This window comes from uncultured Azohydromonas sp., assembly GCF_937926365.1.
Taxonomy (GTDB): domain Bacteria; phylum Pseudomonadota; class Gammaproteobacteria; order Burkholderiales; family Burkholderiaceae_C; genus Azohydromonas.
In genome coordinates this window covers 1-21,580 of record NZ_CALAOH010000036.1, presented here as the reverse complement: position 1 = coordinate 21,580, position 21,580 = coordinate 1, and the positions used below count along the sequence as shown (strand labels likewise).

Here is a 21,580-nt window from a genome sequence, read left to right as displayed (position 1 = left end):
AATCCTGGCGTCCGTGGCCGAGTTCTGTCAGCGAACTTCCGACTCGTACCACTAGCCTGCGCCGCGCCATGCAGCCCATCGCCCTTCCCTCTCACGACTTTCCTCTGCACGACCTGCCCGCCACGCGACGCCTGGAGCAGCGCGCGCTGGCCGCCGTGCCGCCGGGCACCCTGGTGGCGCGCGCCGGTCTGGCCACGGCACGGTTGGCGCTGGCCCTGGCACCGCATGCGCGACATTGCTGGGTGCTGGCCGGCCCGGGCCACAACGGCGCCGATGCGCTGGAGGCTGCATTTCATCTGGCGCGCGCCGGCCGCGCGGTGACAACCAGCGTCTTCGCCGCCGACTTCCATGCTCTCGTGCCGGCCACTGTGCAGTCGCTGCAACGCGCGCGCGAGGCCGGCGCCTCCATCGTGCTGAACGATCCCACGCCGCCGGCGGACTACCCGCTCTCCCTGGACGGGCTGCTGGGCATCGGCAGCGCCCGCGCTATCGAGGGCGCCATGGCCCAGGCCGTGCGGGGCTTCAACGCCATGCGCGGCACGCGGCTGGCGGTGGACGTGCCTTCGGGCCTGGATGCCGGCACCGGCCGCACCATCGGCGACGCCGTTGCACGAGCCACCGACACGCTGACCATGCTCAACCTCAAGATGGGGCTGTTCACCGGCGCCGGGCGTGAGCACTGCGGCCGACTGTGGCTCGATGCGCTGGACGTGGTGGATGACGAGCCGCCCCAAGCCTGGTTGGGCGGCCGCGCGCAGCGGGAGACAGCACGCGCGGCGCGCGGCCACGCGCAGCACAAGGGCAGCTACGGCGATGCGCTGATCATCGCCGGAGCACAAGGCATGCACGGCGCGGCACTGCTGGCCGCTCGTGCTGCCCTGTCCGCCGGGGCCGGCCGTGTCTACCTGAGCCTGCTCGAAGGCACGCTGGCGCTGGACCCGACCCGCCCGGAGCTCATGCAGCGCGAGGCGCTGTGGCATTCGACGCCCGAGCGCCTGGGCAGCGCGACCGTCCTGTGCGGCTGCGGCGGTGGACAGGCGGTGACTACGGCGCTCCCCGCCCTGCTGGCACATGCTGCGCGCCTGGTGCTCGACGCCGATGGTCTCAACGCCGTAGCTGCCGACACGACCCTGGCGCGGTCATTACGCGAGCGCGCTGGCCGCGGTCAGGCGACAGTGGTGACGCCGCACCCGCTAGAGGCTGCCCGACTGCTCGGCTGTAGCGCGGCCGAGATCCAGGCCGATCGGCTCACCGCCGCACAGCGATTGACCGAGGACCTGGGCGCCGTGGTGGTGCTCAAGGGATCCGGCACCGTGGTGGCCGCGCCCGGGGCCCTGCCCATCGTCAACGCCACCGGCAACGCGGCACTGGCCAGTCCCGGCACGGGAGACGTGCTGGCAGGCTGGCTCACCGGACAGTGGAGCGCGCTCGCCACGGGCATGGCCTCGCTGCAGGGGCTGGTGGCGGCCGGCGTCCAACTTCACGGAGCGGCTGCCGACGCCCATGCACTGAACGGTCCGCTGCTGGCGCTGGAGCTGATCGACGCCATGCGCCGTCTAGCCTGAAGCCTTCAGGCTGCCACCCGCGGTAGACCGCTCCCGGAGCGCACCTCACAACCGTCCGACACGGCAGCCTGGTGTCGCACGCGGGCACGCACACCACACCGACGCAGCGGGCCGGCGTGCACATCGCACGCCGGCCCGCTGGATGTCGATGCCGCTGGCTCAGCCGCGCTGCTTGGTCTTGCGAGCCGCAGCCTGGGCGGCCGACTTGGCTGCCGCTGTCTTGCGAGCCGCGCTCTTGCGCGCACCGGTCTTGCGCGCGGTACGCGCCGCAGCCTTGTGCGCGCGGCTTTCCTCCTTCAGCGCCTGCAACTGCTCCACGGCCGTGGCGGGCTGATCGGCAGAGGCTGCGGCGTCCACGATGTCCCGCAGAACCTTCTCATCGGCGCCTGTCGGCACGACGGCATGCGGGCGGTCCACCGGCGGCGTGTCGGCGGAAGGCATGTCGGCACTGCCACCGACGAGGACGCCTGCGCTTGCCGCCTCCCGAGCCAGCTCGCTGCCCTTGCGGCCACGGCGCCCGCGCGTACGGGGTTCGCCGTCCACGGCCTTGCCCTGGGCGCCGCGGCGTCCGGGCACGCGCATCTCGGCGCCTTCCTGCACCAGCCGGAAATCGATGCGCCGGCCGTCCAGGTCCACCCGGCTCACCTGGACGCGCACACGCGAACCCACAACGTAGCGCACGCCGGTGCGCTCGCCTCGCAATTCCTGGCGCACCTCGTCGTAGCGGAAGTACTCGCCACCGAGCTCAGTGATGTGCACCAGACCCTCGACGTAGAGCGCATCCAGCGTCACGAACAGGCCGAAGCTGGTGACGGCAGTCACCGTGCCGCTGAACTCCTCGCCCAGCCGATCGCGCATGTAGCGGCACTTGAGCCAGGCCTCGACGTCGCGCGAGGCCTCGTCGGCGCGGCGCTCGTTGGCGCTGCAGTGCGCGCCCGCGGCTTCCCACAGCTCCATCTCCTGCGGATGGGCCTTAGCCGCCTTGCCCGCGGAGCGCGTCTTGGGCGCCTCCTCCAGTGCGCCGCTGGCCAACCGGTAACGCTTGCCCGCCAGCAGCGCCTTGATGACCCGGTGCACCAGCAAGTCGGGGTAGCGGCGGATGGGGCTGGTGAAGTGGGTGTAAGCCTCGTAGGCCAGCCCGAAGTGCCCGGCATTGGATGCGGTGTAGATGGCTTGCTGCATCGAGCGCAGCAGCATGGTGTGGATCTGCTGGGCGTCGGGGCGGTCCTTGGTGGCCTCGGCGATGGCGGCGAACTCACCTGGCGTGGGCTCGTCGCTGACGCTGAGCCCCAAGCCCAGCGCGCGCAGGTAGTTCTGCAGCGTTACGCGCTTCTCGGGCGTGGGCCCCTCGTGCACCCGGAACAGCGCCGGGTGCTTGTGCTGTTCGATGAAGTCGGCCGCGCACACGTTGGCTGCGAGCATCGCCTCCTCGATAAGCCGGTGCGCCTCGGTGCGCACGCGCGGCACGATCTTCTCGATGCGGCCGTTGGTGTCGCACACGATCTGCGTCTCGGTGGTCTCGAAGTCCACCGCGCCGCGGTTGCCGCGATGCTTAAGCAGCACGCGATAGACCTCGTGCAGGTGCAGCAGATGCGGCACCAACTCCGCGCGCCGCGCCGCCTCGGGACCGCGCGTATTGCCCAGGATCGCCGCTACCTCGGTGTAGGTGAGCCGCGCATGCGAGCAGATCACGGCCGGGAAGAACTGGTACGCATGGATTTCGCCGTCCTCGCGCACGAGCATGTCGCACACCATGGACAGCCGCTCCTGCAGCGGGTTGAGCGAGCACAGCCCGTTGGAGAGCTTCTCCGGCAACATGGGGATGACGCGGCGCGGGAAATACACCGAGGTGGCGCGCTCGTAGGCGTCCTCGTCCAACGCGTCGCCAGGCTTGACGTAGTGGCTCACGTCGGCGATCGCCACCACCAGGCGCCAGCCCTTGAAAGCGCTCTTGCCCCGGCCGCTGACATGGGGCTCGCAGTACACGGCGTCGTCGAAGTCGCGCGCGTCCTCGCCGTCGATGGTCACCAGCGGCACGTCGCTAAGGTCGATGCGGTGGCGACGATCGGCTGGGCGCAGCTTGTCGGGCAAGCCCGCCACCTGCGCCAGCGTCTCGGGCGAGAAGCGGTGCGGTACCTCGTACTTGCGCACCGCGATCTCGATCTCCATGCCCGGGTCGTCGATCTCGCCCAGCACCTCGGTCACGCGGCCCACGGGCTGCGAGTACATCGAGGGCTCCTCGGTGAGCTCTATCGCCACCACCTGCCCGGCCGTGGCGCTGCCGGTGGCGTTCTTGGGAATCAGGATGTCCTGGCCATAGCGCTTGTCCTCCGGCGCCACCAGCCAGACACCGTTTTCGTGCAACAACCGCCCAATGATGGGCGTGCGCCGGCGCTCCAGGATCTCCAGCACCCGCCCTTCGGGACGGCCCTTGCGGTCGTAGCGCACGATGCGCACGCGCACCCGGTCGCGGTGCAACACGGAGCGCATCTCCTGCGGCGAGAGGTACACGTCGCCTTCACCGTCGCGCAGCACGAAGCCGTGACCGTCGCGATGGCCCTGCACCACACCTTCGACTTCGCTCATGAGCGCTGCGCCGATGGTGGTATTTGCGTTCTGTTTTGTTTTGATGATAGAATCTCAGCTGTTTTCGAGATGACGGAAACAAAGCCCAGGTGGCGGAATTGGTAGACGCACTAGTTTCAGGTACTAGCGGGTAACTCCGTGGAGGTTCGAGTCCTCTCCTGGGCACCACCAAATCATAAAGGCCGGCGCGATGCGCCGGCCTTTTTCGTTTGGGCTTTTTTGAGCTTCAAACACCAGCAATCTCCACGTTCCTCGTATGCATTGGCATTGCGCACCGCTTCTGCAAACAGCCATGCGGCTTGCAGTTGCCAACGCAACATAAGCAAACGGCATGCCTCGCTGTGCTGCCTTTGCGCTGGACGCCAGCTCACGCCAAACCAGTAAAAAAGGCCTGCAACTGCAGGCCTTTTTTCTCAAGCGTCGCAGACCTCAAACCGCGAACTTGCGCGCCAATCCATCGGGGCGCAGGTTGTCGTACTCCTCGAAGGGCTGATGGATCCACGGGCTCGTGGGCAGCAATTCGACGTAGTAGTCCGGCGTGTAGCAGGAAACGCCCTTGGTCCAGATCACGGCCGAGCGCAATTCCTTGATGGCCGGGATGCCGCGCAACCGCTCCACGACGGCCTGCAGCGTGACGCCGGAGTCCGCCAGATCATCCACCAGCAACACCCGTCCGGCGAGTTCGCCTTTGGGCATGGTGATGTACTTGGCCATGTCCAGGCGGCCCTGCAGCGTGCCGCCTTCGTCACGGTAGGAACTGGTGGACATGATGGCCAGCGGCTTGTCGAACACGCGCGAGAGCACGTCACCCGGGCGCAGGCCACCGCGGGCCAGGCACAGGATCTGATCAAACTCCCAGCCTGAGGCGGCCACCTTGAGCGCTAGACGCTCGGTGAGCAGGTGGTACTCGTCCCAGGAAACGTAGAGATGCTTGCCGTCGTCGGTGAGCATGGCTGTCCTTGCTTGATGTTCAGCGCTGGTAGGGGTGGCGCAGCACGATGGTGTGCTCGCGGTCCGGGCCGGTGGAAACCATGTCGATGGGGGTGCCGATGAGCGCCTCCACACGCTGGAGATAAGCGCGCGCGTTCTCCGGCAGCTTGTCCCATTCCGTCACACCGAACGTGGACTCGCTCCAGCCGGGGAAGGTGTCGTACACCGGCACGCATTCGGCGATGTCATCGGCGTCCAGCGGCAGGATGTCGATGCGCCGACCACCCAGCTCGTAGCCCGTGCAGACCTTGATTTCCTTGAGCCCGTCCAGCACGTCGAGCTTGGTGATGCACAGGCCCGAGATGCCGTTGATGATCACCGAGCGCTTGAGCGCGGCGGCATCGAGCCAGCCGCAGCGCCGCGCGCGGCCCGTGACGGTGCCGCGCTCTTGGCCCACGGTGGAGAGGTGGTGGCCCACGCCGCCCTCCTCGTCGATGGGCAGCTCGGTCGGGAATGGCCCCGAGCCCACGCGCGTGGTATAGGCCTTGGTGATGCCCAGGATGTAGTGCAACTGGTCCGGCCCCACGCCGGCACCGGCCGCCGCATTGCCTGCCACGCAGTTGCTGGAGGTCACATAGGGATAGGTGCCGTGGTCGATGTCCAGCAGCGTGCCCTGCGCACCTTCGAACAGGATGTTGGCGCCCGCGGCATTGGCCGCGTGTACGCGGTAGCCCACGTCAGCCATCATCGGCTTGAGCACCTCGGCCAGTTTCATGGCTTGGTCGAAGATGGGCTGGAACTCCAACGGCTGACCATTGAGGTGACCGGCCAGCGCCTCGTTGTGCAGCGTCAGCAGTTCGCGCAACTTCTTCTCGAAGCGCTGTGGGTGCTTCAGGTCCTGCACGCGCAGCGCGCGGCGCGCGACCTTGTCCTCGTAGGCCGGGCCGATGCCCTTGCCGGTAGTACCGATCTTGCCGCTGCCGCTGCTCTCGCGCAGCGCCTCACGGGCACGGTCCACCTCGACGTGAAACGGCAGGATCAGCGGGCACGACTCGCTGATGAACAGCCGCGAACGCACTTCCAGTCCGACTTTTTCCAGACGCTCGATCTCCGACAGCAGGTGAGCCGGATCAACCACCACGCCGTTGCCGATGTAGCAGGCCACGCCTTCGCGCATGATCCCCGACGGAATGAGCTGCAGCGCCGTCTTCACGCCCTTGATCACCAGCGTGTGACCGGCGTTGTGGCCGCCCTGGAAGCGCACCACGCCTTGGGCGTGATCGGTGAGCCAGTCCACGACCTTGCCCTTGCCTTCGTCGCCCCACTGGGTGCCGACCACGACCACGTTGCGCCCGCGCACGGCGGAAGGATTCACTTGTGTCATCTTGACTAGCGTTGAACGGTGCTTGCCGCCCTCAGAGGGCGCGCAACACCCATTGACCATTGATCTCGACCAACTCGCGGTCGCATTCGAACTCCTGCCCTTCGTGTTCGTGTCCGGGCAGCACACACAGCACGGTTTCCCCCTGCTGGCGCAGGTGGCGCACCGCCTCGCGCAGCGATTGGGCCTCACCCCAGGGCGCCCGCACCGCCAGGCGCGCCGGTGCAGGCGCGATGCGCTCAGCCAGCGCCTTGAGGTCCAGGCTGAAGCCCACTGCGGGACGGTTGCGGCCGAACACTGCACCGACTTCGTCGTAGCGTCCGCCACGCACCAGCGCATCGCTGGCGCCAGCGCTGTAGATCGCGAAGCGCGGGCCGCTGTAGTAGGCGTGCGCTCCGATGTCGCCCAGATCGAAGCCCAGCCGTACCTGCGCATGCGTGCGCTGCACGTGGTGCATCAGCCAAGCCAGGTCATCGAGCGCAGCACGCACCGCAGGCAGGTCGGGCAGGAGCTCGCGCGCCGCTTGCAGCACCTCAGCACCACCGTACAGCCGCGTCAGCGCCTGCAGCGCCTTGGCCTCAGACAGGCCGGCAGTCAACGCGCCCAGGGCCGCCGTGTCCTTGCGGGCCAGTGCGGCGGCCAGCTCTTCCTGGCGCCCTTGCTCCACGCCCTGCAGCAGGGCGCGCAAGATGCGGGCATCACCCAGGTCCAGCACCGGAGCTTCGACACCGGCTGCACGCAAGCCATCAAGAGCCAGCTCCACCACTTCCAGGTCGGCTTCCAGGCCGGCGTGGCCGTAGATCTCGGCGCCGAACTGCAGCGGCTCGCGCGTGGCGCGTGGACCTGCAGGACGGGTGTGCAGTACCGGGCCGCAGTAGCACAGGCGCGCAACGCCGGCACGGTTGAGCAGGTGGGCATCGATGCGCGCCACTTGCGGTGTGGTGTCGGCACGCACGCCCAGCGTGCGGCCGCTGAGCTGGTCGATGAGCTTGAAGGTCTGCAGGTCCAGCGCATGGCCGGTACCGGAGAGCAGCGACTCCAGATACTCCAGCAGCGGGGGCATCACCAGCTCGAAGCCGTAGCTGCGCGCCATGTCCAGCAGACCCCGACGCAGCTCCTCGATACGCCGCGCCTCGGAAGGCAGCACATCAGCAATGTGCTCAGGCAGCAGCCAGGCAGAGGACATGGAAAACAAGCGGGGGATTAAAAACGGGATTGTACCCAGCGGCCGCAAAGGCGGCCGCTGCTCGGGCACTTCGGCCCGGTCAGCACTCCCGTCAGCGCTACCAGCAGCGCGAAGCTTGGCGGCTCAGCGGCGCGGCGCGGCGGGCGCCGCGGAAGCGCCACCGCCCGAGGGACTGCGCAGGGCGCGGAAAAAGTCGGAGGACGGATCCAGCACCATCACGTCGGTCTTCTGGCGGAAGCTCGCGCGGTAAGCCTCCAGGCTGCGATAGAACTGAGCGAACTGCGGGTCGCGTCCGAAGGCGTCCGCGTACAGCGCCGAGGCCTGGGCATCGCCCTCGCCCTTGATCTTCTGTGCGTCGCGATAGGCTTCGGCCACGATCACCTCACGCTGTCGGTCGGCATCGGCACGGATGCGCTCAGCCTCGGCCGCGCCGGTCGAGCGCAGCTCGTTGGCCACCTGCTTGCGCTCGGATTCCATGCGCCGGTAGACCGCATCGGTGATGTCGGCAACGAAGTCCACGCGCTTGACGCGCACATCCACGATCTCGATGCCGAAGGCCTTGGCCTCGTCGGTGAGGCGCTGGCGCACGTCGTTCATCACGCGCTCGCGCTCGGTAGCCAGCACGCCGCTGACGCTGCGCTTGGTCACCTCTTCGTTGAAGGCCGCCTGCACCACGGGCGACAGGCGGTTCTCCAAGTTGCGCATGTCGGTGCCGTTGTTGCGAATGAATTGGCGGGGCTCGGAGATGCGCCATTTCACGAGCCAGTCGATCACCAGGCTTTTCTTCTCGGCCGTGAAGATGGGCCGAGATTCCGGGCTGTCCAGCGTCTGGATGCGGCGATCCAGGAACACCACGTTCTGGAACGGCGGCGGCAACTTGACCTTGAGGCCTGGCGTGGTGATGACCTCCTTGATCTCGCCCAGCGCGTACACCACTGCTACTTGACGCTGGTCCACGATGAACAAGGTCGAGGCCGCCAGCATCAGCGCGATCAGCGCGCTGGCCACGATGAGTCCGATGCGGTTCATTGTGTTGTTGTCTCTTTCGTGCCGCTTAGCGGCTTTCGCGCTCGCGACCGCGGGCGTTGTCGCGCGAGCGCACATCGGCCACGTTTCCTGCGGCCGTGCTGTTGTGGCCACTGGCCTCCGGCGTGGGCACGTTGGACGCCGCGGGCGGCGGCACCATGGCCGTCGGAGCACCGGCCTGCTGCATCAGCTTGTCCAACGGCAGGTACAGCAGGTTGGAACCGTTGCGACTATCCACCAGCACCTTGCTCACGTTGGACAGCACCTGCTGCATGGTGTCGATGTAGAGCCGGTCACGCGTGACGCCAGGAGCCTTCTGGTATTCGGCCAGCACCGAGCGGAAGCGCTGCGAGTCACCCTCGGCCTGCGCCACGACCCGCGCGCGATACGCCTCGGCCTCCTGACGCAGGCGCGCGGATGTGCCCTGTGCCTTCGGAATGACATCGCTGGCGTAGGCCTGGCCTTCGTTCTTGAAACGGTCACGGTCCGCACCGGCCTTGACGGCGTCGTTGAAAGCTGCCTGCACTTGTTCGGGCACCTGGACGCTGCCCATGTTGACATTGGCAACCACGATGCCCGCGTTGAGCCGATCAAGCTGGCTCTGGATCGACTTCACCAGGTCCTGCGCCACCGCATCACGCTGCTCGTACAGCACCGAGTCCACCTTGCTGCGGCCGACGATCTCGCGCACGGCCGACTCCGCCGCCTGCACCACCGCCTCGTCGGGGTTGCGGTTCTCGAACAGGTAGGCACGTGCGTCCTTGAGCCGGTACTGCACCGTGAAGCGGATGTCCACGATGTTCTCGTCCTGGGTGAGCATCGAGGAGTCGCGCAGCCCCGTGGCCTGCACCACCGTGTTGCGGCCCACTTCTACCGAGCGCAGCTGCGTCACCGGCACCGTCTCGTGCGCCTGGAACGGATACGGAAAGCGCCACTGGATGCCCGCATCGGCCGTGTACGCATAGCGGCCGAAGGAGGTCACCACCGCCTGCTGGCCTTCCTGCACGATAAACACGCCGCTGCCCAGCCAGATCAACAGCACCACGCCAGCGATCAGCCCGGCGCCAATGCCCGCGCTCTTCATGTCGGGCTGGAAGGACGGACCGCCACCGCCGTCGCCGCCGCCGTTGTTGCCCGATCCCGGTCGGCCCGACTTGCCACCGAACAGGTTGGAGAGCTTGCGATTGAAGTCACGCCAGAGCTCGTCAAGGTCCGGCGGTCCATCGTTGCGGCCGTTGCTCATGAGAAGTGGCCGCGCCAGACGCCCCAGCAGGGCCTGCGCGGCGCCGGCCACGGAACGCAGTCGCGACGGCAGGGAAAGTTCAGGGTGGATGCTCATGCTTGCATCGATCGAGGAGGGTATTCGTCGTCACGGTCGTCGGAACCGGACGGCGACGGCAGCGAGGCGTCGTCATAGGCGCCTGCGTCCTGCATATCATGGCCTGCGGCGGCATCAGCACCCGTGGCGGCCTGCGCGATGAGCTCGCGCAGCGCATCGAGCCCATGTCCCTGCAGCGCGCTGACGAACACACGCGGCGTCCGGGTACCGGGCGCCCGCTCCAGCGCGTCCACGGCCTGGCGCGGCTGCTGCGACTCCGGCAGCGCATCGACCTTGTTGTAGACCAGCAGTTGCGGAATGTCCGCAGCGCCGATTTCCACCAGTACGCGGTCCACCTCTTCCATCTGCTCCTGCAGCACGGGGCTGGCGGCATCGACCACATGCAGCAGCAGGTCGGCGTCTGCCGCCTCCTGCAACGTGGCCTCGAAGGCTTCCACCAGCTTGTGCGGCAGGTCGCGGATGAAGCCCACGGTGTCGGAGAGCGACACCGCGCGCCCGGCCTGCTCCAAGAACATCGAGCGCGTGGTCGTATCCAGCGTCGCGAAGAGCTGGTTGGCGGCGTAGGCGCGCGCCTTGACCAGCGCATTGAACAGCGTGGACTTGCCGGCGTTGGTGTAGCCCACCAGCGAGACACGGAAGGTACCGCTGCGAGCGCGGGCGCGGCGTTGCGTACCCCGCTGGCGCTTGACCTTGTCCAGCCGCACCTTGAGCGCCTTGATGCGCTCGCCGATCATGCGGCGGTCAAGCTCGATCTGGGCTTCACCTGGGCCGCCGCGGGTACCGATGCCCCCGCGCTGGCGCTCCAGGTGACTCCAACGCCGCACCAGCCGGGTCGAGAGGTATTGCAGCCGTGCCAGCTCGACCTGCAGCTTGCCCTCGTGGCTTTGGGCGCGCTGGGCGAAGATTTCCAGGATCAGTGCCGTGCGGTCGGCCACCGGTACACCCAGGTGGCGCTCCAGGTTGCGCTGCTGGGCCGGACTCAGCGCCTGATCGAAGATCACGCCTTGCGCCTGGTGCATGTCCACCAGCAGCTTGATCTCATCAGCCTTGCCCGAGCCCACGAACAATGCGGCATCTGGCGCCTTGCGGCGGGCAATCACGCGCGCAACGACTTCGTCGCCGGCCGATTCGGCCAGCAGGGCAAGTTCGTCGAGCGTGGGATCGAAAGAAGAGGCGGGGCCGAGATCGACCCCAACCAGGACCGCCCGCGCCGGCTGCAGCGCAGACGACGTGGCGGCGGAGTTGTCGGAACTCAAGGTGTTAGTAATGGTGAACTCAGCTTGGAGGGCCGCCGCCGGGATGGCGACAGATCAGGAAGCTTCGTTCTGTTCCTGGGCGTGGAAGTTCACTGCACGCCCGGGCACGACAGTGGAAATCGCGTGCTTGTAGACCATTTGCGTCACGGTGTTGCGCAGCAACACCACGTACTGGTCAAAGGACTCAATGTGGCCTTGCAGCTTGATGCCGTTGACGAGGTAGATCGACACCGGGACATGCTCTTTGCGCAGCAGGTTCAAGAACGGGTCTTGTAGGAGTTGCCCTTTGTTGCTCACGTGTTCTCCGTGATGAAAGTCCAGAAAGTCTGCACGTTAACACAGGGTCGCAGGGGCTCGCCCGGCACGGTTTCTGCAGACGTTCCTGGCTTTCACTCCTTGTCGACGAAGGGGTTGTGCGACGACTTCATTTCGATGCGCAACGGGGTGCCCACCAGCTTGAAATGGTCGCGGATGCGCCCTTCCAGGTAGCGCTTGTAGCTGTCGGTGACGTGCTCCAGCGAGTTGCCGTGCACCACCACCACCGGCGGATTCATGCCGCCCTGGTGCGCGTAGCGCAGTTTGGGCCGGAAGTGGCCGGCGCGCTTGGGCGCCTGATGCTCCACCGCCTCTTGCACCAGCCGCGTGAGCACCGGCGTGGGCATCTTGCGCGTGGCCGAGGCATGCGCGTCGGCGATGGCCTTCCACAGCGGCCCCAAGCCCTGCCGCTTGAGCGCAGAGATATGCAGGATCGGCGCGAACTTCAGGAACGCCAGCCGCTGTGCGATCGAGCGCTCCACGATCTCGCGCTGATAGCTGTCCACCGCGTCCCACTTGTTGATAGCGATCACCACCGCGCGCCCCGAGTCGAGCACGTAGCCCGCGATATGCGCGTCCTGCTCGCTCACGCCCTGCATGGCGTCCACCAGCAGCAGCACCACGTTGGCGTCGGCGATGGCCTGCAGCGTCTTGACCACCGAGAACTTCTCGATCGCCTCGAACACCTTGCCCTTGCGGCGCAAGCCTGCGGTGTCGATGAGCTCGAACCTCTGCCCCAGCCGCTCGAAGGGCACGCTGATGGCGTCACGGGTAGTCCCTGGCATGTCGAAGGCGACCAGCCGCTCCTCGCCCAGCCAGGTGTTGATCAGCGTGCTCTTACCCACGTTGGGGCGCCCAGCCACGGCCAGCCGGATCGGTCGGTTGGCGATCTCTTCGTCGCTTGCCTCCTCGTCCTCGTCACCGAAGACGAAGGTTTCCAGCACCGCTTCGAGCAGGCTGCGGATGCCCTGTCCGTGCGCGGAGGAGATCGGGTGCGGCTCGCCGATGCCGAGCTCGTGGAACTCGGCCAGCAGCGGCGAATCCGACATGCCCTCAGCCTTGTTCACGGCCAGGAACACGCGCTTGTTGCACTGGCGCAGGTAGCGCGCGATGTCGTGGTCCTGCCCGGAGACGCCGTTGCGCAGGTCGGTCACGAAGACCACGGCATCGGCCTCGGCCACCGCCTGCTTGGTCTGCTTGGCCATCTCCGCCACCACGCCGGAAGGCTTGTCGGGCTCGAAGCCGCCGGTGTCGATGACGATGAACTCGCGCGAGCCCAGCCGCGCGTCGCCGTAGTGGCGGTCGCGCGTGAGCCCGGCGAAGTCGGCCACGATCGCGTCGCGGCTCTTGGTGATGCGGTTGAACAGCGTCGACTTGCCGACGTTGGGTCGGCCCACCAGGGCCACCACGGGTTTCATCAACGTTTCTTCCTCATTCAGGTCGGAAGGCGAACACGCCTCCCTTGCGCGTGATCACGATCACCGTGTCGCCGGCGCGCAGCGGCGTGCCAACCACTGCGGAGCCGTCGGTGGACAGACGCTGCAGCGTCTGCCCCGACTCGCGCGACAGGAAATGCACATAGCCCTGCGCGTCGCCGAACACGACGGCCCGCTCCAGCACCAGTGCACCGCTCAGGTCGCGGTTGAGCAGCTTGTCGCTGCTCCAGGCCAGCTCGCCGCTGGCGGCATTCCAGGCGCTGATGCGGTCACTGGCATCGGCACCGATCACCTGCCGTGCGTCGCCGCCCACGGCCATGGTGCCGCCCACGTTCTTGGCCCACAGCAGCGAGCCGCGCTGGGCATCGACGCAGCCCACGGCGGCCTGGAAGGCCCGCGCGCACACCACGTCGCCGTTGCGCGGCGCCGGCCCCACCAGGTCGGCCAGCCGCTCCACCTCGTTGGCGCCGCGCGGCAGCGCAATAGCCACCTCCCAGCGCAACGTGCCCTGCAGCGGGTCCACGCCTGCCAAGCGCGGGCCCTGCCCCACCAGCAGTGTGTCCTTGAACGGCGCCAGCACGCCGGGCTGCAGCAGCGTCAGCGGCTCGCCAGGACGCTGCAGCTTCCACAGCTGTTGCCCGTCGATGGCGTCGAAGGCCTGCACCGCGCGGTCCACGCCCATCACGAACACGCGCTCGCCCGCCACCAGCGGCGCCGTGACCACGCGCGAGCCCAGGCGCTGCTTCCACAGCAGCTTGCCGCCCTCGAAGGTCAGCAGCTCGTTGTCGCGCGTCACCACGCTGGCAAAGCGCCCGTCGCTACCCACGCCGGCGGAGATCTGCGTGCCGGCGCTGGCGCGCCAGAGCTCGCGCCCGCTGTCGGCCTGCAGCGCCAGCACCCGGCCGTCGCCGCCGGCCAGCACCAGCGTGTTGCCGCTCAGCGCGGGCGTGAGCGGAAAGTCCAGCGAGCCGACGCTCGCGTTCCACAGCGGCCGCGCCGCCAACTGGGCCGTGAAGCTCTCCAGCGGCGCGGGCTTGGGCTTGCTGCTGGACGCGCAACCGGCGGCCAGCACCGCAGCGGCCAGGACGGCCCCCAGCAGGCGGCGGCTCATTGCGCACCTCCGCTGGCGGCGGCGGAGGCCGCGGCTGCCGCGGGGGCGGCCCCCAGCGCCGTGAGCTTGGCCTCCACCAGCTGGCGGTACTCCACCGCCGGGTCCATGCCGGCATAGGCCGTCTGGTAGGCGGACTTGGCTTCGGCCGTCTTGCCCTGGAGCTGCAGCACGTCGCCGCGGCGATCCGCCGCCAGCGCCTTGAACTCCTCGCCCTTGACGCCGTCCAGCGCCTTGAGCGCGTCGTCGTACTGCTTTTGATCCATCAGCACCGCCGCCAGGCGCAGCCGCGCGATGTCGCGGTAGGCATCGCCTTCGGCCTTGTCGGCGGCCCAGGCCAACGTGGCGCGAGCGGCGTCGGCCTGGCCCTTCTCGGCCTGCACCTTGGCCGCCAGCAGCGCGCCCTGCGCGGCGTAGGTCGTGCCGCCGTGGCGCTCGCGCAGGTCGTTGAACGCCTGTGCGACCTTGTCGGCCTCACCGCCCTGCGCCGCGCGCTCCAGCTCGCCGTACAGCGCGCCGGCCTTGTAGCCCTGCTCGCGCTGCCACCAGTTCCAGCCGTTCCAGGCCGCGTAGGCGCCCAGCACCGCGATCAGCACCCAGGTAATGAGGTTGCCGTACTGCTTCCAGAACGCCTTGAGCTGGTCGATCTGTTCCTGTTCCTGCAGGTCGAGAGAGGTGGCCATGAGGCTGTGAAGGGTCCTGAAAAGGGGTCAAAACGCGGGATTATCCAGCAGCAGGTTCGGCGCCCAGGCCGCCGCGTCCGCCAGCGCCAGACTGCGCTGGGGGACCTGCGAACCGTCGGGCAGCGGGCGCAGCGCCTTGAGCGCCACCTCGCCGCGGGCCAGCTCCTCGTCGCCGAAGATCAGCGCCCAGTGCGCCCCGGAGGCGTCCGCACGCTTGAACTGCGACTTCATGCTGCCCTGCCCCGGATGCATCAGCGCCGCCACCCCGGCGGCGCGCAGCGCCTCCAGCGCGACGAAGGCCTGCGGCAGCGCCGCGGCCGAGGGCACCACCGCGTACACGCGCGGCGGCGGCGGGGGCGGCAGCACGCCGGCCTCCTCCAGCAGCAACAGCAGCCGCTCCATGCCCAGCGCCCAGCCCACGGCCGGCGCCGGCTTGCCGCCGAGCTGCGCGATCAGCGGGTCGTAGCGCCCGCCGCCGCACACCGTGCCCTGCGCGCCCAGCCGCGTCGTGACCCACTCGAAGACGGTGAGGTTGTAGTAGTCCATGCCGCGCACCAGGCGCGGGTTGACGCGGTAGGCTAGGCCGGCGGCGTCCAGGATCGCGCACAGCCCGTCGAAGTGCGCGCGCGACTCGGCACCCAGGTAGTCCATGAGCTTCGGCGCCGCCTCCACCACCGGCTGCATCGCCGGGTTCTTGGTATCGAGGATGCGCAGCGGGTTGCTGTGCAGACGGCGCCGGGCGTCCTCGTCCAGCAGCTCGGCGTGGGCCTCGAAGTGCGCGATCAGCGCCTCGCGGTGCGCGGTGCGTTCCTCGGGCTGGCCCAGGCTGTTGAGCTCCAGCGTGACGTCGCGCCCTTCCACCAGTCCCAGCTCGCGCCACAGCGCGCGGCACATGAGGATGAGCTCGGCGTCCACGTCCGGCCCGGCGTAGCCCAGCGCCTCGGCCCCGGCCTGGTGGAACTGGCGGTAGCGCCCTTTCTGCGGGCGCTCGTGGCGGAACATCGGGCCGATGTAGAACAGCCGCTTGCCACCGTCGTGCAGCAGCGCGTGCTCGATGGTGGCGCGCACCATGCCGGCGGTGTTCTCCGGGCGCAGCGTGAGCCTGTCGCCGTTCATCGAGTCCTCGAAGGAGTACATCTCCTTCTCCACGATGTCGGTGACCTCGCCCAGGCCGCGCACGAACAGCGCCGTCGGCTCCACGATGGGCGTGCGCGCGTTGAGGTAGCCGTAGCGGCGCATGAGCGAGCGCAACTTGTCCTCCAGCCACTCCCAGTGCGCGGACGTCGGCGGCAGGATGTCGTTCATGCCCTTGACCGCGCGCAGCGGCTCGACTTTGTTCTTCGGTTGTTCAGCCATGGATGTTGTCGTGACCGCTGCACCGGCAGCGGTTGAGAAATGGGTTCCGTTCGCCCTGAGCCTGTCGAAGGGCTGCAGCCCGACCGTGCGACAGGGCTTCGACAGGCTCAGCCCGAACGGGAAAGGAAGTTGGCTTCGGCAAGTGAAGCAGTGCGCTCAGCGCGCCTCTTCCACCGCCCCGAAGCGCTTCTCGATGTAGTCCTGGACAATTTTCTGGAACTCGGCGGCGATGCCCTCGCCGCGCAGCGTCAGCGCCTTCTCGCCGTCGATGAACACCGGCGCCGCCGGGGCCTCGCCGGTGCCGGGCAGGCTGATGCCGATGTCGGCGTGCTTGCTCTCACCGGGGCCGTTGACGATGCAGCCCATGACGGCCACCTTGAGGTTCTCCACCCCCGGGTACTGCGCCTTCCACAGCGGCATCTGCGCGCGCAGGAAGTCGTCGATCTGCTTGGCCAGCTCCTGGAAGGTGGTGCTGGTGGTGCGCCCGCAACCCGGGCAGGCCGTGACGCTGGGATTGAAGGCGCGCAGGCCCAGCGCCTGCAGGATCTCCAGCGCCACCACCACCTCCTGCGTGCGCGGCTCGCCGGGCTGCGGCGTGAGGCTCACGCGGATGGTGTCGCCGATACCCTCCTGCAGCAACAGCGACAGCGCCGCGGCCGAGGCCACCATGCCCTTGGTGCCCATGCCGGCCTCGGTCAGGCCCAGGTGCAGCGGGTGGCTGCAGCGCGCGGCCAGCGCGCGGTAGACGCTCACCAGGTCCTGTACGCCCGAGACCTTGCAGCTCAGGATCACCTGCGCCGGGTCCATGCCCATCTCGACGGCGAAGGCCGCCGAGGACAGCGCCGACTGCACCAGCGCCTGGTACATCACCTGCTTGCCGTCCCAGGGCTGGGCGCGCTTGGCGTTGTCGTCCATCAGCGAGGCCAGCAGCTCCTGGTCCAGGCTGCCCCAGTTGACGCCGATGCGCACCGGGCGGTCATGCTTGAGCGCCGCCTCGATCATCTGGGCGAACTGCCGGTCGCGCTTGTCGCCCTTCCCCACGTTGCCCGGGTTGATGCGGTACTTGGACAGGGCGGCGGCCATGTCCGGGAACTCGCTCAGCAGGCGGTGGCCGTTGTAGTGGAAGTCGCCCACCAGAGGCACCTCGATGCCCATGCGGTCGAGCTGCTCGCGGATGTGCGGCACGGTTTGCGCAGCCTCGGGCGTGTTGACGGTGATGCGCACCAGCTCTGAGCCGGCCAGCGCCAGCTCCTTGACCTGGATGGCGGTGCCGATGACGTCCACGGTGTCGGTGTTGGTCATCGACTGCACGCGCACCGGCGCATCGCCGCCGAGGGTCAGCACCCGGCCGCCCCAGGCCACGCGCGCCTGCAGCGAGCGGCGGGCGGCGGGTTGGGCAACGGCGATCGGTTCGAAGGGCGTGTTCATCGGTTCGGAGCTCACTGGAGTTCGAGACGGGCCACGTTGTCACGCGTGCGCGTGCGCAGGTCCAGCGGCTCGCCGCGGAAGCTCACCGCGGTGGCGGCAGCGTTGCCGATGGTGGCGCGCAGCGGCAGCGTGCCGTCGAGGTTGGCGGTCTCGCCCGCCTGCAGCGAGCGCGACAGCAGCACCTGGTTCCCGCCGTCGCGCACCTCCACCCAGGACGAGGCCGAGGCGCGCAGCACCAGCAGGCCGGCGGCGCTGGCCGCCGCCGTGACCGGCGGCGCGCTCGCGGCGCCGATAGCGCTGGGAGCGTCCATGGTCGTCGAGCCCTGGGGCGACGCCGGGGCCGGGGTCGAGGCCGGCGCCTCGTTACCGGAAGGCACGCCGGGCGGCGGCAGGATCGTCTCCACCACGCCCGAGGTGCCCGAGGCCGGCGCGGCCGAGGTGGGCGCCTGTGTGGCTTCAGCGCCGTCCTGCGTGCCGGTACCGAACTTGAACCAGTTCGCCGGCACCAGCACGATGGCCGCGGCGCCGAGCATCAGCAGCAGCACGGCCCACATCACGGGCCGCTTGAGCGGGCCCCGGTCGCGCATTTCGCGCCGACCGGCGTGGTCGCGGAACGGCGTGTTCAGCCCGGTGGCCACCTGCTCCAGGCGCGAGCCGTCCAGGCCCACGGGCATGCCGGCCAGCACCGGCGCGGCGTCGATCTTGAGCGTGCGGCACAGTGTCTTGGCCAGCGCGCGCGTGAACGCCATGTCGGGCAGTTGCTCGTAGTGGTCGCTTTCCAGCGCCGCGAGCTTTTCCGGCCGCACCTTGACGGTGGCGGCCAGCGTGTCCAGGTCCAGCCCCTGCTGCTCGCGCGCGCGGCGCAGAAGGGTTCCGGGGGATTCGCCGCGCGAGGGCGGCGCGCTCGGCTCAGTCATCAAAGCGTCCTTGGTCCAGGGCAAGCGTCTGCGGCGCCTGCGGGTAGCGTTGGCGCAGTTCGCGCCCCAGGTATTGCACGGCCTCGTGCCGGCCCAGCCGGTGCTCGATGCGAGCGGCCAACCACAGCGCAGGCGCGTCGGCCTGCGCGGCGGACCAGCGTGCGCGCTGCAGTTGGGCCCGCGCCTGCTCGGCGTCGCCGCGGCGCAGCAGCACCTCGGCCAGCGCCAGTGCCGCGGCGCCATTGGTCGGCTCCAGATCCAGCACCTGCGCCAGGGGCCGCTCGGCGGCGTCCCAGCGCTGCGCGCGGGCCTGGCACACGCCCAGCGCCAGCAGGCTGCGCGCGCGGCCGCGGTAGCCAGGCTGCGCCAGCGCACGCTCGAGCTGCGCCTGCGACTCGTCCCAGCGCCGCTGCTGGCACAGGAACCAGCCGAAGTTGTGCAGCAGGTCGGCGTCCTGCGGCGCCAGCGCCAGCGCCTGCTCGAAGCTGGCCTGCGCCGGGCCGTCGAGGCCGAGGCTCGCCTGCGCCAGGCCGCGCAGGCCCAAGGCGGGCGCCGAGCGCGGGTCGGCTTCCAGCGCGCGCTCGACTTCCTCCAGCGCGGTCTGGGCCTGCCCGTTCTCGAAGTAGGCCGAAGCCAGCGCCAGCCGCGCCTGCGCGCGGCGCTGCGCCGTTTCGGCATCCGCCGGGCGCGACGTCGTCGCGGCGCAGCCGGCCAGCAGCGCAGCCGCGGCCAGCAGGCCGGTCAGCAGCGGGGTGGTCGAGCGGGCAACGGGCATCGAGGCAGGCACAGCGTGCGGTCGGACGGCCGCGCGGCCTCAGGTGCGCGCGGGCGGGGCGGCGTGGATGCGGATCGGCGCGCGCGTCATGCGCTCGGCCGCGCGCGTACGGTCCTGCACCTCGCCGGCGAGCTGGCCGCAGGCGGCGTCGATGTCGTCGCCGCGCGTCTTGCGCACCGTCGTGACGATGCCGGCATCGGCCAGCACCCGCGCGAAGGCCATCACCCGCTCCCGCGACGAACGCTTGAGCCCCGAAGCCGGGAAGGGGTTGAAGGGAATGAGGTTGAACTTGCAGCTGATCCCGCGACCGCCGTCGCTGCGCGGGCTGCGGCGCACCAGCTCGATGAGCTCGCGCGCATGCGCGTCGGTGTCGTTCACGCCGTCGAGCATGCAGTACTCGAAGGTGATGAAGTCACGCGGCGCGGCGCTGAGGTACTGGTGACAGGCGTCGAGCAGCTCGGCGATCGGGTACTTGCGATTGAGCGGTACCAGCTCGTCGCGCAGCGGGTCGTTGGGTGCGTGCAGCGACACGGCCAGCGCCACGGGGCAGTCCTCGCGCAGCCGCTCGATCATCGGCACCACGCCCGAGGTGCTCACCGTCACGCGGCGGCGCGACAGGCCGTAGCCGTGGTCGTCGAGCATCGTGCGCAGCGCCGGCACCAGCGCAGCGTAGTTCTGCAGCGGCTCGCCCATGCCCATCATCACAACGTTGTCGATGGCGCGCTCGGCCGGGGCGAGCTTGAGCCGCTGGCGCAGATGGTGCTCGGCGTGCCAGAGCTGGGCCAGGATCTCACCCGTGCTCAGGTTGCGGCTGAAACCCTGGTGGCCGGTGGAGCAGAAGCGGCAGCCCACGGCGCAGCCGGCCTGGGAGGACACGCACAGCGTGCCGCGGTCCTCCTCGGGGATGAACACGGTCTCCACCGCGTTGCCGCCGCCCACGTCGAACAGCCACTTCACGGTGCCGTCGGCCGAGGCCTGCTCGCTGATCACCGCCAGCGGCCGCACCTCGGCGCGGGTGGCGAGCTTCGAGCGCAGCGACTTGGCGAGGTCGCTCATCTGCTCGAAATCGGCAGCTCCCTTCTGGTGAATCCAGCGAAAGAGCTGCACGGCCCTGAAACGCTTTTCGCCCAGGCCCTCGCAGAAGGCGGTGAGGCCTTCGAGGTCGAAATCCAGCAGGTTGACGAGACTCATGGCTGCGAGGCCTGTTCAGGCGTTGAGCGCGGGTCCTTCAGGCTTGTATCAGCGGCTGAAGACCTGCATGCCGGGGAAGAAGAAGGCCACTTCCACCGCGGCGGTTTCGGGGGCGTCGGAGCCGTGCACGGCGTTGGCGTCGATGCTGTCGGCGAAGTCGGCACGGATGGTGCCCTTCTCGGCCTTCTTCGGGTCGGTGGCGCCCATCAGCTCACGGTTCTTGGCGATGGCGCCTTCGCCTTCGAGCACCTGGATCATCACGGGGCCGGAAACCATGAAGTCCACCAGGTCCTTGAAGAACGGACGCGCGGCGTGCACGGCGTAGAACTGCTCGGCCTCGCGGCGCGACAGGTGCGCCATGCGGGCAGCCACGATCTTCAGGCCGGCGCCTTCGAAGCGGGCGTAGATCTGGCCGATCACGTTCTTCGCCACGGCGTCGGGCTTGATGATGGACAGGGTGCGTTCGATGGCCATGTAGGTTCTCCTTGGAGTGAATCGGGCAAAGCCCTAGATTGTACCGGCGCGCCCTTGGCTGCCCCCGTGATGCGGGTGTAGGCGCCGCCGGTGCGCGCCGGCGTCATGGATGGAAACGGTGCTGCGCGGGCAGCGTTGCAGGCCGGCGCGGCGCGCCGGCCTGTCGGGGGACATCAGCGACCGCCGCGCCCGCCCCGGCCGCCGCCGCGGCCCTTGCCGCGCAGGAAGGCATCGGCGCCGATGTAGCCCACCGAGGTCTGCATCGGATCGGGCTGGCGTGGCTCGCCGCCCTTGCCCCGGTTGCCACCCTTGCCGCCGCGCGGGCCGTTGCCCGGGCCGCCGCCGAAGCCGCCTCCACCGGGACCACGGTTGCGGCCGAAACCACCGCCGCCACCCGGCCCCTTCTGCACGAAGCGCTTGTCGAAGGTCTGCTGCAGCGGGTTCGGGATCGGACCGTCCTCGCTGCGCTCGCGCCGCTGGCGCTCGGCCTGCAGCGCGCGCTTGTCGTAGGTCTGCTGCAGCGGGTTCGGGATCGGGCGGTTGTCGTCGTCGTCCCAGTCGGCGCTGCGGCTGCGCTGGCGCTCGGCCTGCAGCGCGCGCTTGTCGTAGGTCTGCTGCAGCGGGTTCG

General features: G+C 69.1%; 18 protein-coding genes, 1 tRNA gene and 1 pseudogene. 2 read left to right on the top strand and 18 right to left on the bottom strand.

The window, feature by feature from the left end:
- Positions 1–68: 68 nt before the first annotated feature.
- Positions 69–1,565 carry an NAD(P)H-hydrate dehydratase gene (locus Q0741_RS03425; RefSeq protein WP_298231793.1) on the top strand — a complete coding sequence of 499 codons (1,497 nt, stop codon included), beginning with the start codon at positions 69–71 and terminating at the stop codon, positions 1,563–1,565.
- Between the two features lie 159 nt (positions 1,566–1,724).
- On the opposite strand, the gene rnr is transcribed toward Q0741_RS03425, so the two are convergent.
- Positions 1,725–4,151 (bottom strand): ribonuclease R, encoded by a 2,427-nt coding sequence (gene rnr / locus Q0741_RS03420; protein WP_298231792.1) that lies wholly within the window; start codon positions 4,149–4,151, stop codon positions 1,725–1,727.
- A gap of 83 nt (positions 4,152–4,234) precedes the next feature.
- On the opposite strand from rnr, the gene Q0741_RS03415 reads away from it, so the two are divergent.
- A tRNA-Leu gene (locus Q0741_RS03415) sits at positions 4,235–4,319 on the top strand.
- A gap of 261 nt (positions 4,320–4,580) precedes the next feature.
- Here the strand turns inward: Q0741_RS03415 and Q0741_RS03410 are convergent.
- The 17 genes and pseudogenes from Q0741_RS03410 to Q0741_RS03330 all read right to left on the bottom strand — a co-directional run.
- Positions 4,581–5,102 carry a phosphoribosyltransferase gene (locus Q0741_RS03410; protein ID WP_028999182.1) on the bottom strand — a complete coding sequence of 174 codons (522 nt, stop codon included), beginning with the start codon at positions 5,100–5,102 and terminating at the stop codon, positions 4,581–4,583.
- A 19-nt stretch (positions 5,103–5,121) separates the two neighbouring features.
- On the bottom strand, positions 5,122–6,456 hold the full coding sequence (locus Q0741_RS03405; protein WP_298231791.1) for an adenylosuccinate synthase: 1,335 nt from the start codon (positions 6,454–6,456) through the stop codon (positions 5,122–5,124).
- A gap of 40 nt (positions 6,457–6,496) precedes the next feature.
- Positions 6,497–7,648 carry an ATP phosphoribosyltransferase regulatory subunit gene (locus tag Q0741_RS03400; protein WP_298231790.1) on the bottom strand — a complete coding sequence of 384 codons (1,152 nt, stop codon included), beginning with the start codon at positions 7,646–7,648 and terminating at the stop codon, positions 6,497–6,499.
- Positions 7,649–7,771: 123 nt separating this feature from the next.
- A complete protein-coding gene (gene hflC / locus Q0741_RS03395) occupies positions 7,772–8,677 on the bottom strand; it encodes a protease modulator HflC (protein ID WP_298231789.1) in 906 nt (301 codons plus the stop codon).
- Positions 8,678–8,702: 25 nt separating this feature from the next.
- Positions 8,703–9,917, bottom strand: coding sequence for an FtsH protease activity modulator HflK (gene hflK, locus Q0741_RS03390; RefSeq protein WP_298231795.1), 1,215 nt, complete (start codon positions 9,915–9,917; stop codon positions 8,703–8,705).
- Between the two features lie 92 nt (positions 9,918–10,009).
- Positions 10,010–11,269, bottom strand: coding sequence for a GTPase HflX (gene hflX / locus Q0741_RS03385; RefSeq protein ID WP_298231788.1), 1,260 nt, complete (start codon positions 11,267–11,269; stop codon positions 10,010–10,012).
- 54 nt (positions 11,270–11,323) lie between these two features.
- Positions 11,324–11,566: an RNA chaperone Hfq gene (hfq, locus tag Q0741_RS03380; protein WP_028999187.1), complete on the bottom strand. Its 243-nt coding sequence runs from the start codon at positions 11,564–11,566 to the stop codon at positions 11,324–11,326.
- Positions 11,567–11,658: 92 nt separating this feature from the next.
- Positions 11,659–13,002 carry a ribosome biogenesis GTPase Der gene (gene der, locus Q0741_RS03375; protein WP_298231787.1) on the bottom strand — a complete coding sequence of 448 codons (1,344 nt, stop codon included), beginning with the start codon at positions 13,000–13,002 and terminating at the stop codon, positions 11,659–11,661.
- 13 nt (positions 13,003–13,015) lie between these two features.
- Positions 13,016–14,131, bottom strand: coding sequence for an outer membrane protein assembly factor BamB (gene bamB, locus Q0741_RS03370; RefSeq protein ID WP_298231786.1), 1,116 nt, complete (start codon positions 14,129–14,131; stop codon positions 13,016–13,018).
- A complete protein-coding gene (locus Q0741_RS03365) occupies positions 14,128–14,811 on the bottom strand; it encodes a tetratricopeptide repeat protein (protein WP_298231785.1) in 684 nt (227 codons plus the stop codon). Before Q0741_RS03365 ends, bamB begins: the two co-directional genes overlap by 4 nt.
- 27 nt (positions 14,812–14,838) lie before the next feature.
- The gene (gene hisS, locus Q0741_RS03360; RefSeq protein ID WP_298231784.1) at positions 14,839–16,167 is read right to left on the bottom strand and encodes a histidine--tRNA ligase; all 1,329 of its coding nucleotides are present in this window, start codon (positions 16,165–16,167) and stop codon (positions 14,839–14,841) included.
- A 156-nt stretch (positions 16,168–16,323) separates the two neighbouring features.
- The gene (gene ispG / locus Q0741_RS03355) at positions 16,324–17,595 is read right to left on the bottom strand and encodes a flavodoxin-dependent (E)-4-hydroxy-3-methylbut-2-enyl-diphosphate synthase (RefSeq protein ID WP_298231794.1); all 1,272 of its coding nucleotides are present in this window, start codon (positions 17,593–17,595) and stop codon (positions 16,324–16,326) included.
- 11 nt (positions 17,596–17,606) lie between these two features.
- Positions 17,607–18,512 carry a RodZ domain-containing protein gene (locus Q0741_RS03350; RefSeq protein WP_298231783.1) on the bottom strand — a complete coding sequence of 302 codons (906 nt, stop codon included), beginning with the start codon at positions 18,510–18,512 and terminating at the stop codon, positions 17,607–17,609.
- The gene (gene pilW, locus Q0741_RS03345) at positions 18,505–19,287 is read right to left on the bottom strand and encodes a type IV pilus biogenesis/stability protein PilW (RefSeq protein WP_298231782.1); all 783 of its coding nucleotides are present in this window, start codon (positions 19,285–19,287) and stop codon (positions 18,505–18,507) included. Before pilW ends, Q0741_RS03350 begins: the two co-directional genes overlap by 8 nt.
- Positions 19,288–19,326: 39 nt before the next feature.
- Positions 19,327–20,478: a 23S rRNA (adenine(2503)-C(2))-methyltransferase RlmN gene (gene rlmN, locus Q0741_RS03340; protein ID WP_298231781.1), complete on the bottom strand. Its 1,152-nt coding sequence runs from the start codon at positions 20,476–20,478 to the stop codon at positions 19,327–19,329.
- A gap of 48 nt (positions 20,479–20,526) precedes the next feature.
- Complete coding sequence (gene ndk, locus Q0741_RS03335; protein ID WP_298231780.1) at positions 20,527–20,952, bottom strand: nucleoside-diphosphate kinase; 426 nt, start codon at positions 20,950–20,952, stop codon at positions 20,527–20,529.
- A 173-nt stretch (positions 20,953–21,125) separates the two neighbouring features.
- Positions 21,126–21,580: pseudogene (locus tag Q0741_RS03330) on the bottom strand (hypothetical protein); the annotation flags it as partial.

Coding starts and splice junctions, on each gene's coding strand:
- Q0741_RS03425 (WP_298231793.1), top strand. CDS start 69: ATGCAGCCCATCGCCCTTCCCTCTCACGACTTTCCTCTGCACGACCTG.
- rnr (WP_298231792.1), bottom strand. CDS start 4,151: ATGAGCGAAGTCGAAGGTGTGGTGCAGGGCCATCGCGACGGTCACGGC.
- Q0741_RS03410 (WP_028999182.1), bottom strand. CDS start 5,102: ATGCTCACCGACGACGGCAAGCATCTCTACGTTTCCTGGGACGAGTAC.
- Q0741_RS03400 (WP_298231790.1), bottom strand. CDS start 7,648: ATGTCCTCTGCCTGGCTGCTGCCTGAGCACATTGCTGATGTGCTGCCT.
- hflC (WP_298231789.1), bottom strand. CDS start 8,677: ATGAACCGCATCGGACTCATCGTGGCCAGCGCGCTGATCGCGCTGATG.
- hflK (WP_298231795.1), bottom strand. CDS start 9,917: ATGAGCAACGGCCGCAACGATGGACCGCCGGACCTTGACGAGCTCTGG.
- der (WP_298231787.1), bottom strand. CDS start 13,002: ATGAAACCCGTGGTGGCCCTGGTGGGCCGACCCAACGTCGGCAAGTCG.
- bamB (WP_298231786.1), bottom strand. CDS start 14,131: ATGAGCCGCCGCCTGCTGGGGGCCGTCCTGGCCGCTGCGGTGCTGGCC.
- Q0741_RS03365 (WP_298231785.1), bottom strand. CDS start 14,811: ATGGCCACCTCTCTCGACCTGCAGGAACAGGAACAGATCGACCAGCTC.
- hisS (WP_298231784.1), bottom strand. CDS start 16,167: ATGGCTGAACAACCGAAGAACAAAGTCGAGCCGCTGCGCGCGGTCAAG.
- ispG (WP_298231794.1), bottom strand. CDS start 17,595: ATGAACACGCCCTTCGAACCGATCGCCGTTGCCCAACCCGCCGCCCGC.
- Q0741_RS03350 (WP_298231783.1), bottom strand. CDS start 18,512: ATGACTGAGCCGAGCGCGCCGCCCTCGCGCGGCGAATCCCCCGGAACC.
- pilW (WP_298231782.1), bottom strand. CDS start 19,287: ATGCCCGTTGCCCGCTCGACCACCCCGCTGCTGACCGGCCTGCTGGCC.
- rlmN (WP_298231781.1), bottom strand. CDS start 20,478: ATGAGTCTCGTCAACCTGCTGGATTTCGACCTCGAAGGCCTCACCGCC.
- ndk (WP_298231780.1), bottom strand. CDS start 20,952: ATGGCCATCGAACGCACCCTGTCCATCATCAAGCCCGACGCCGTGGCG.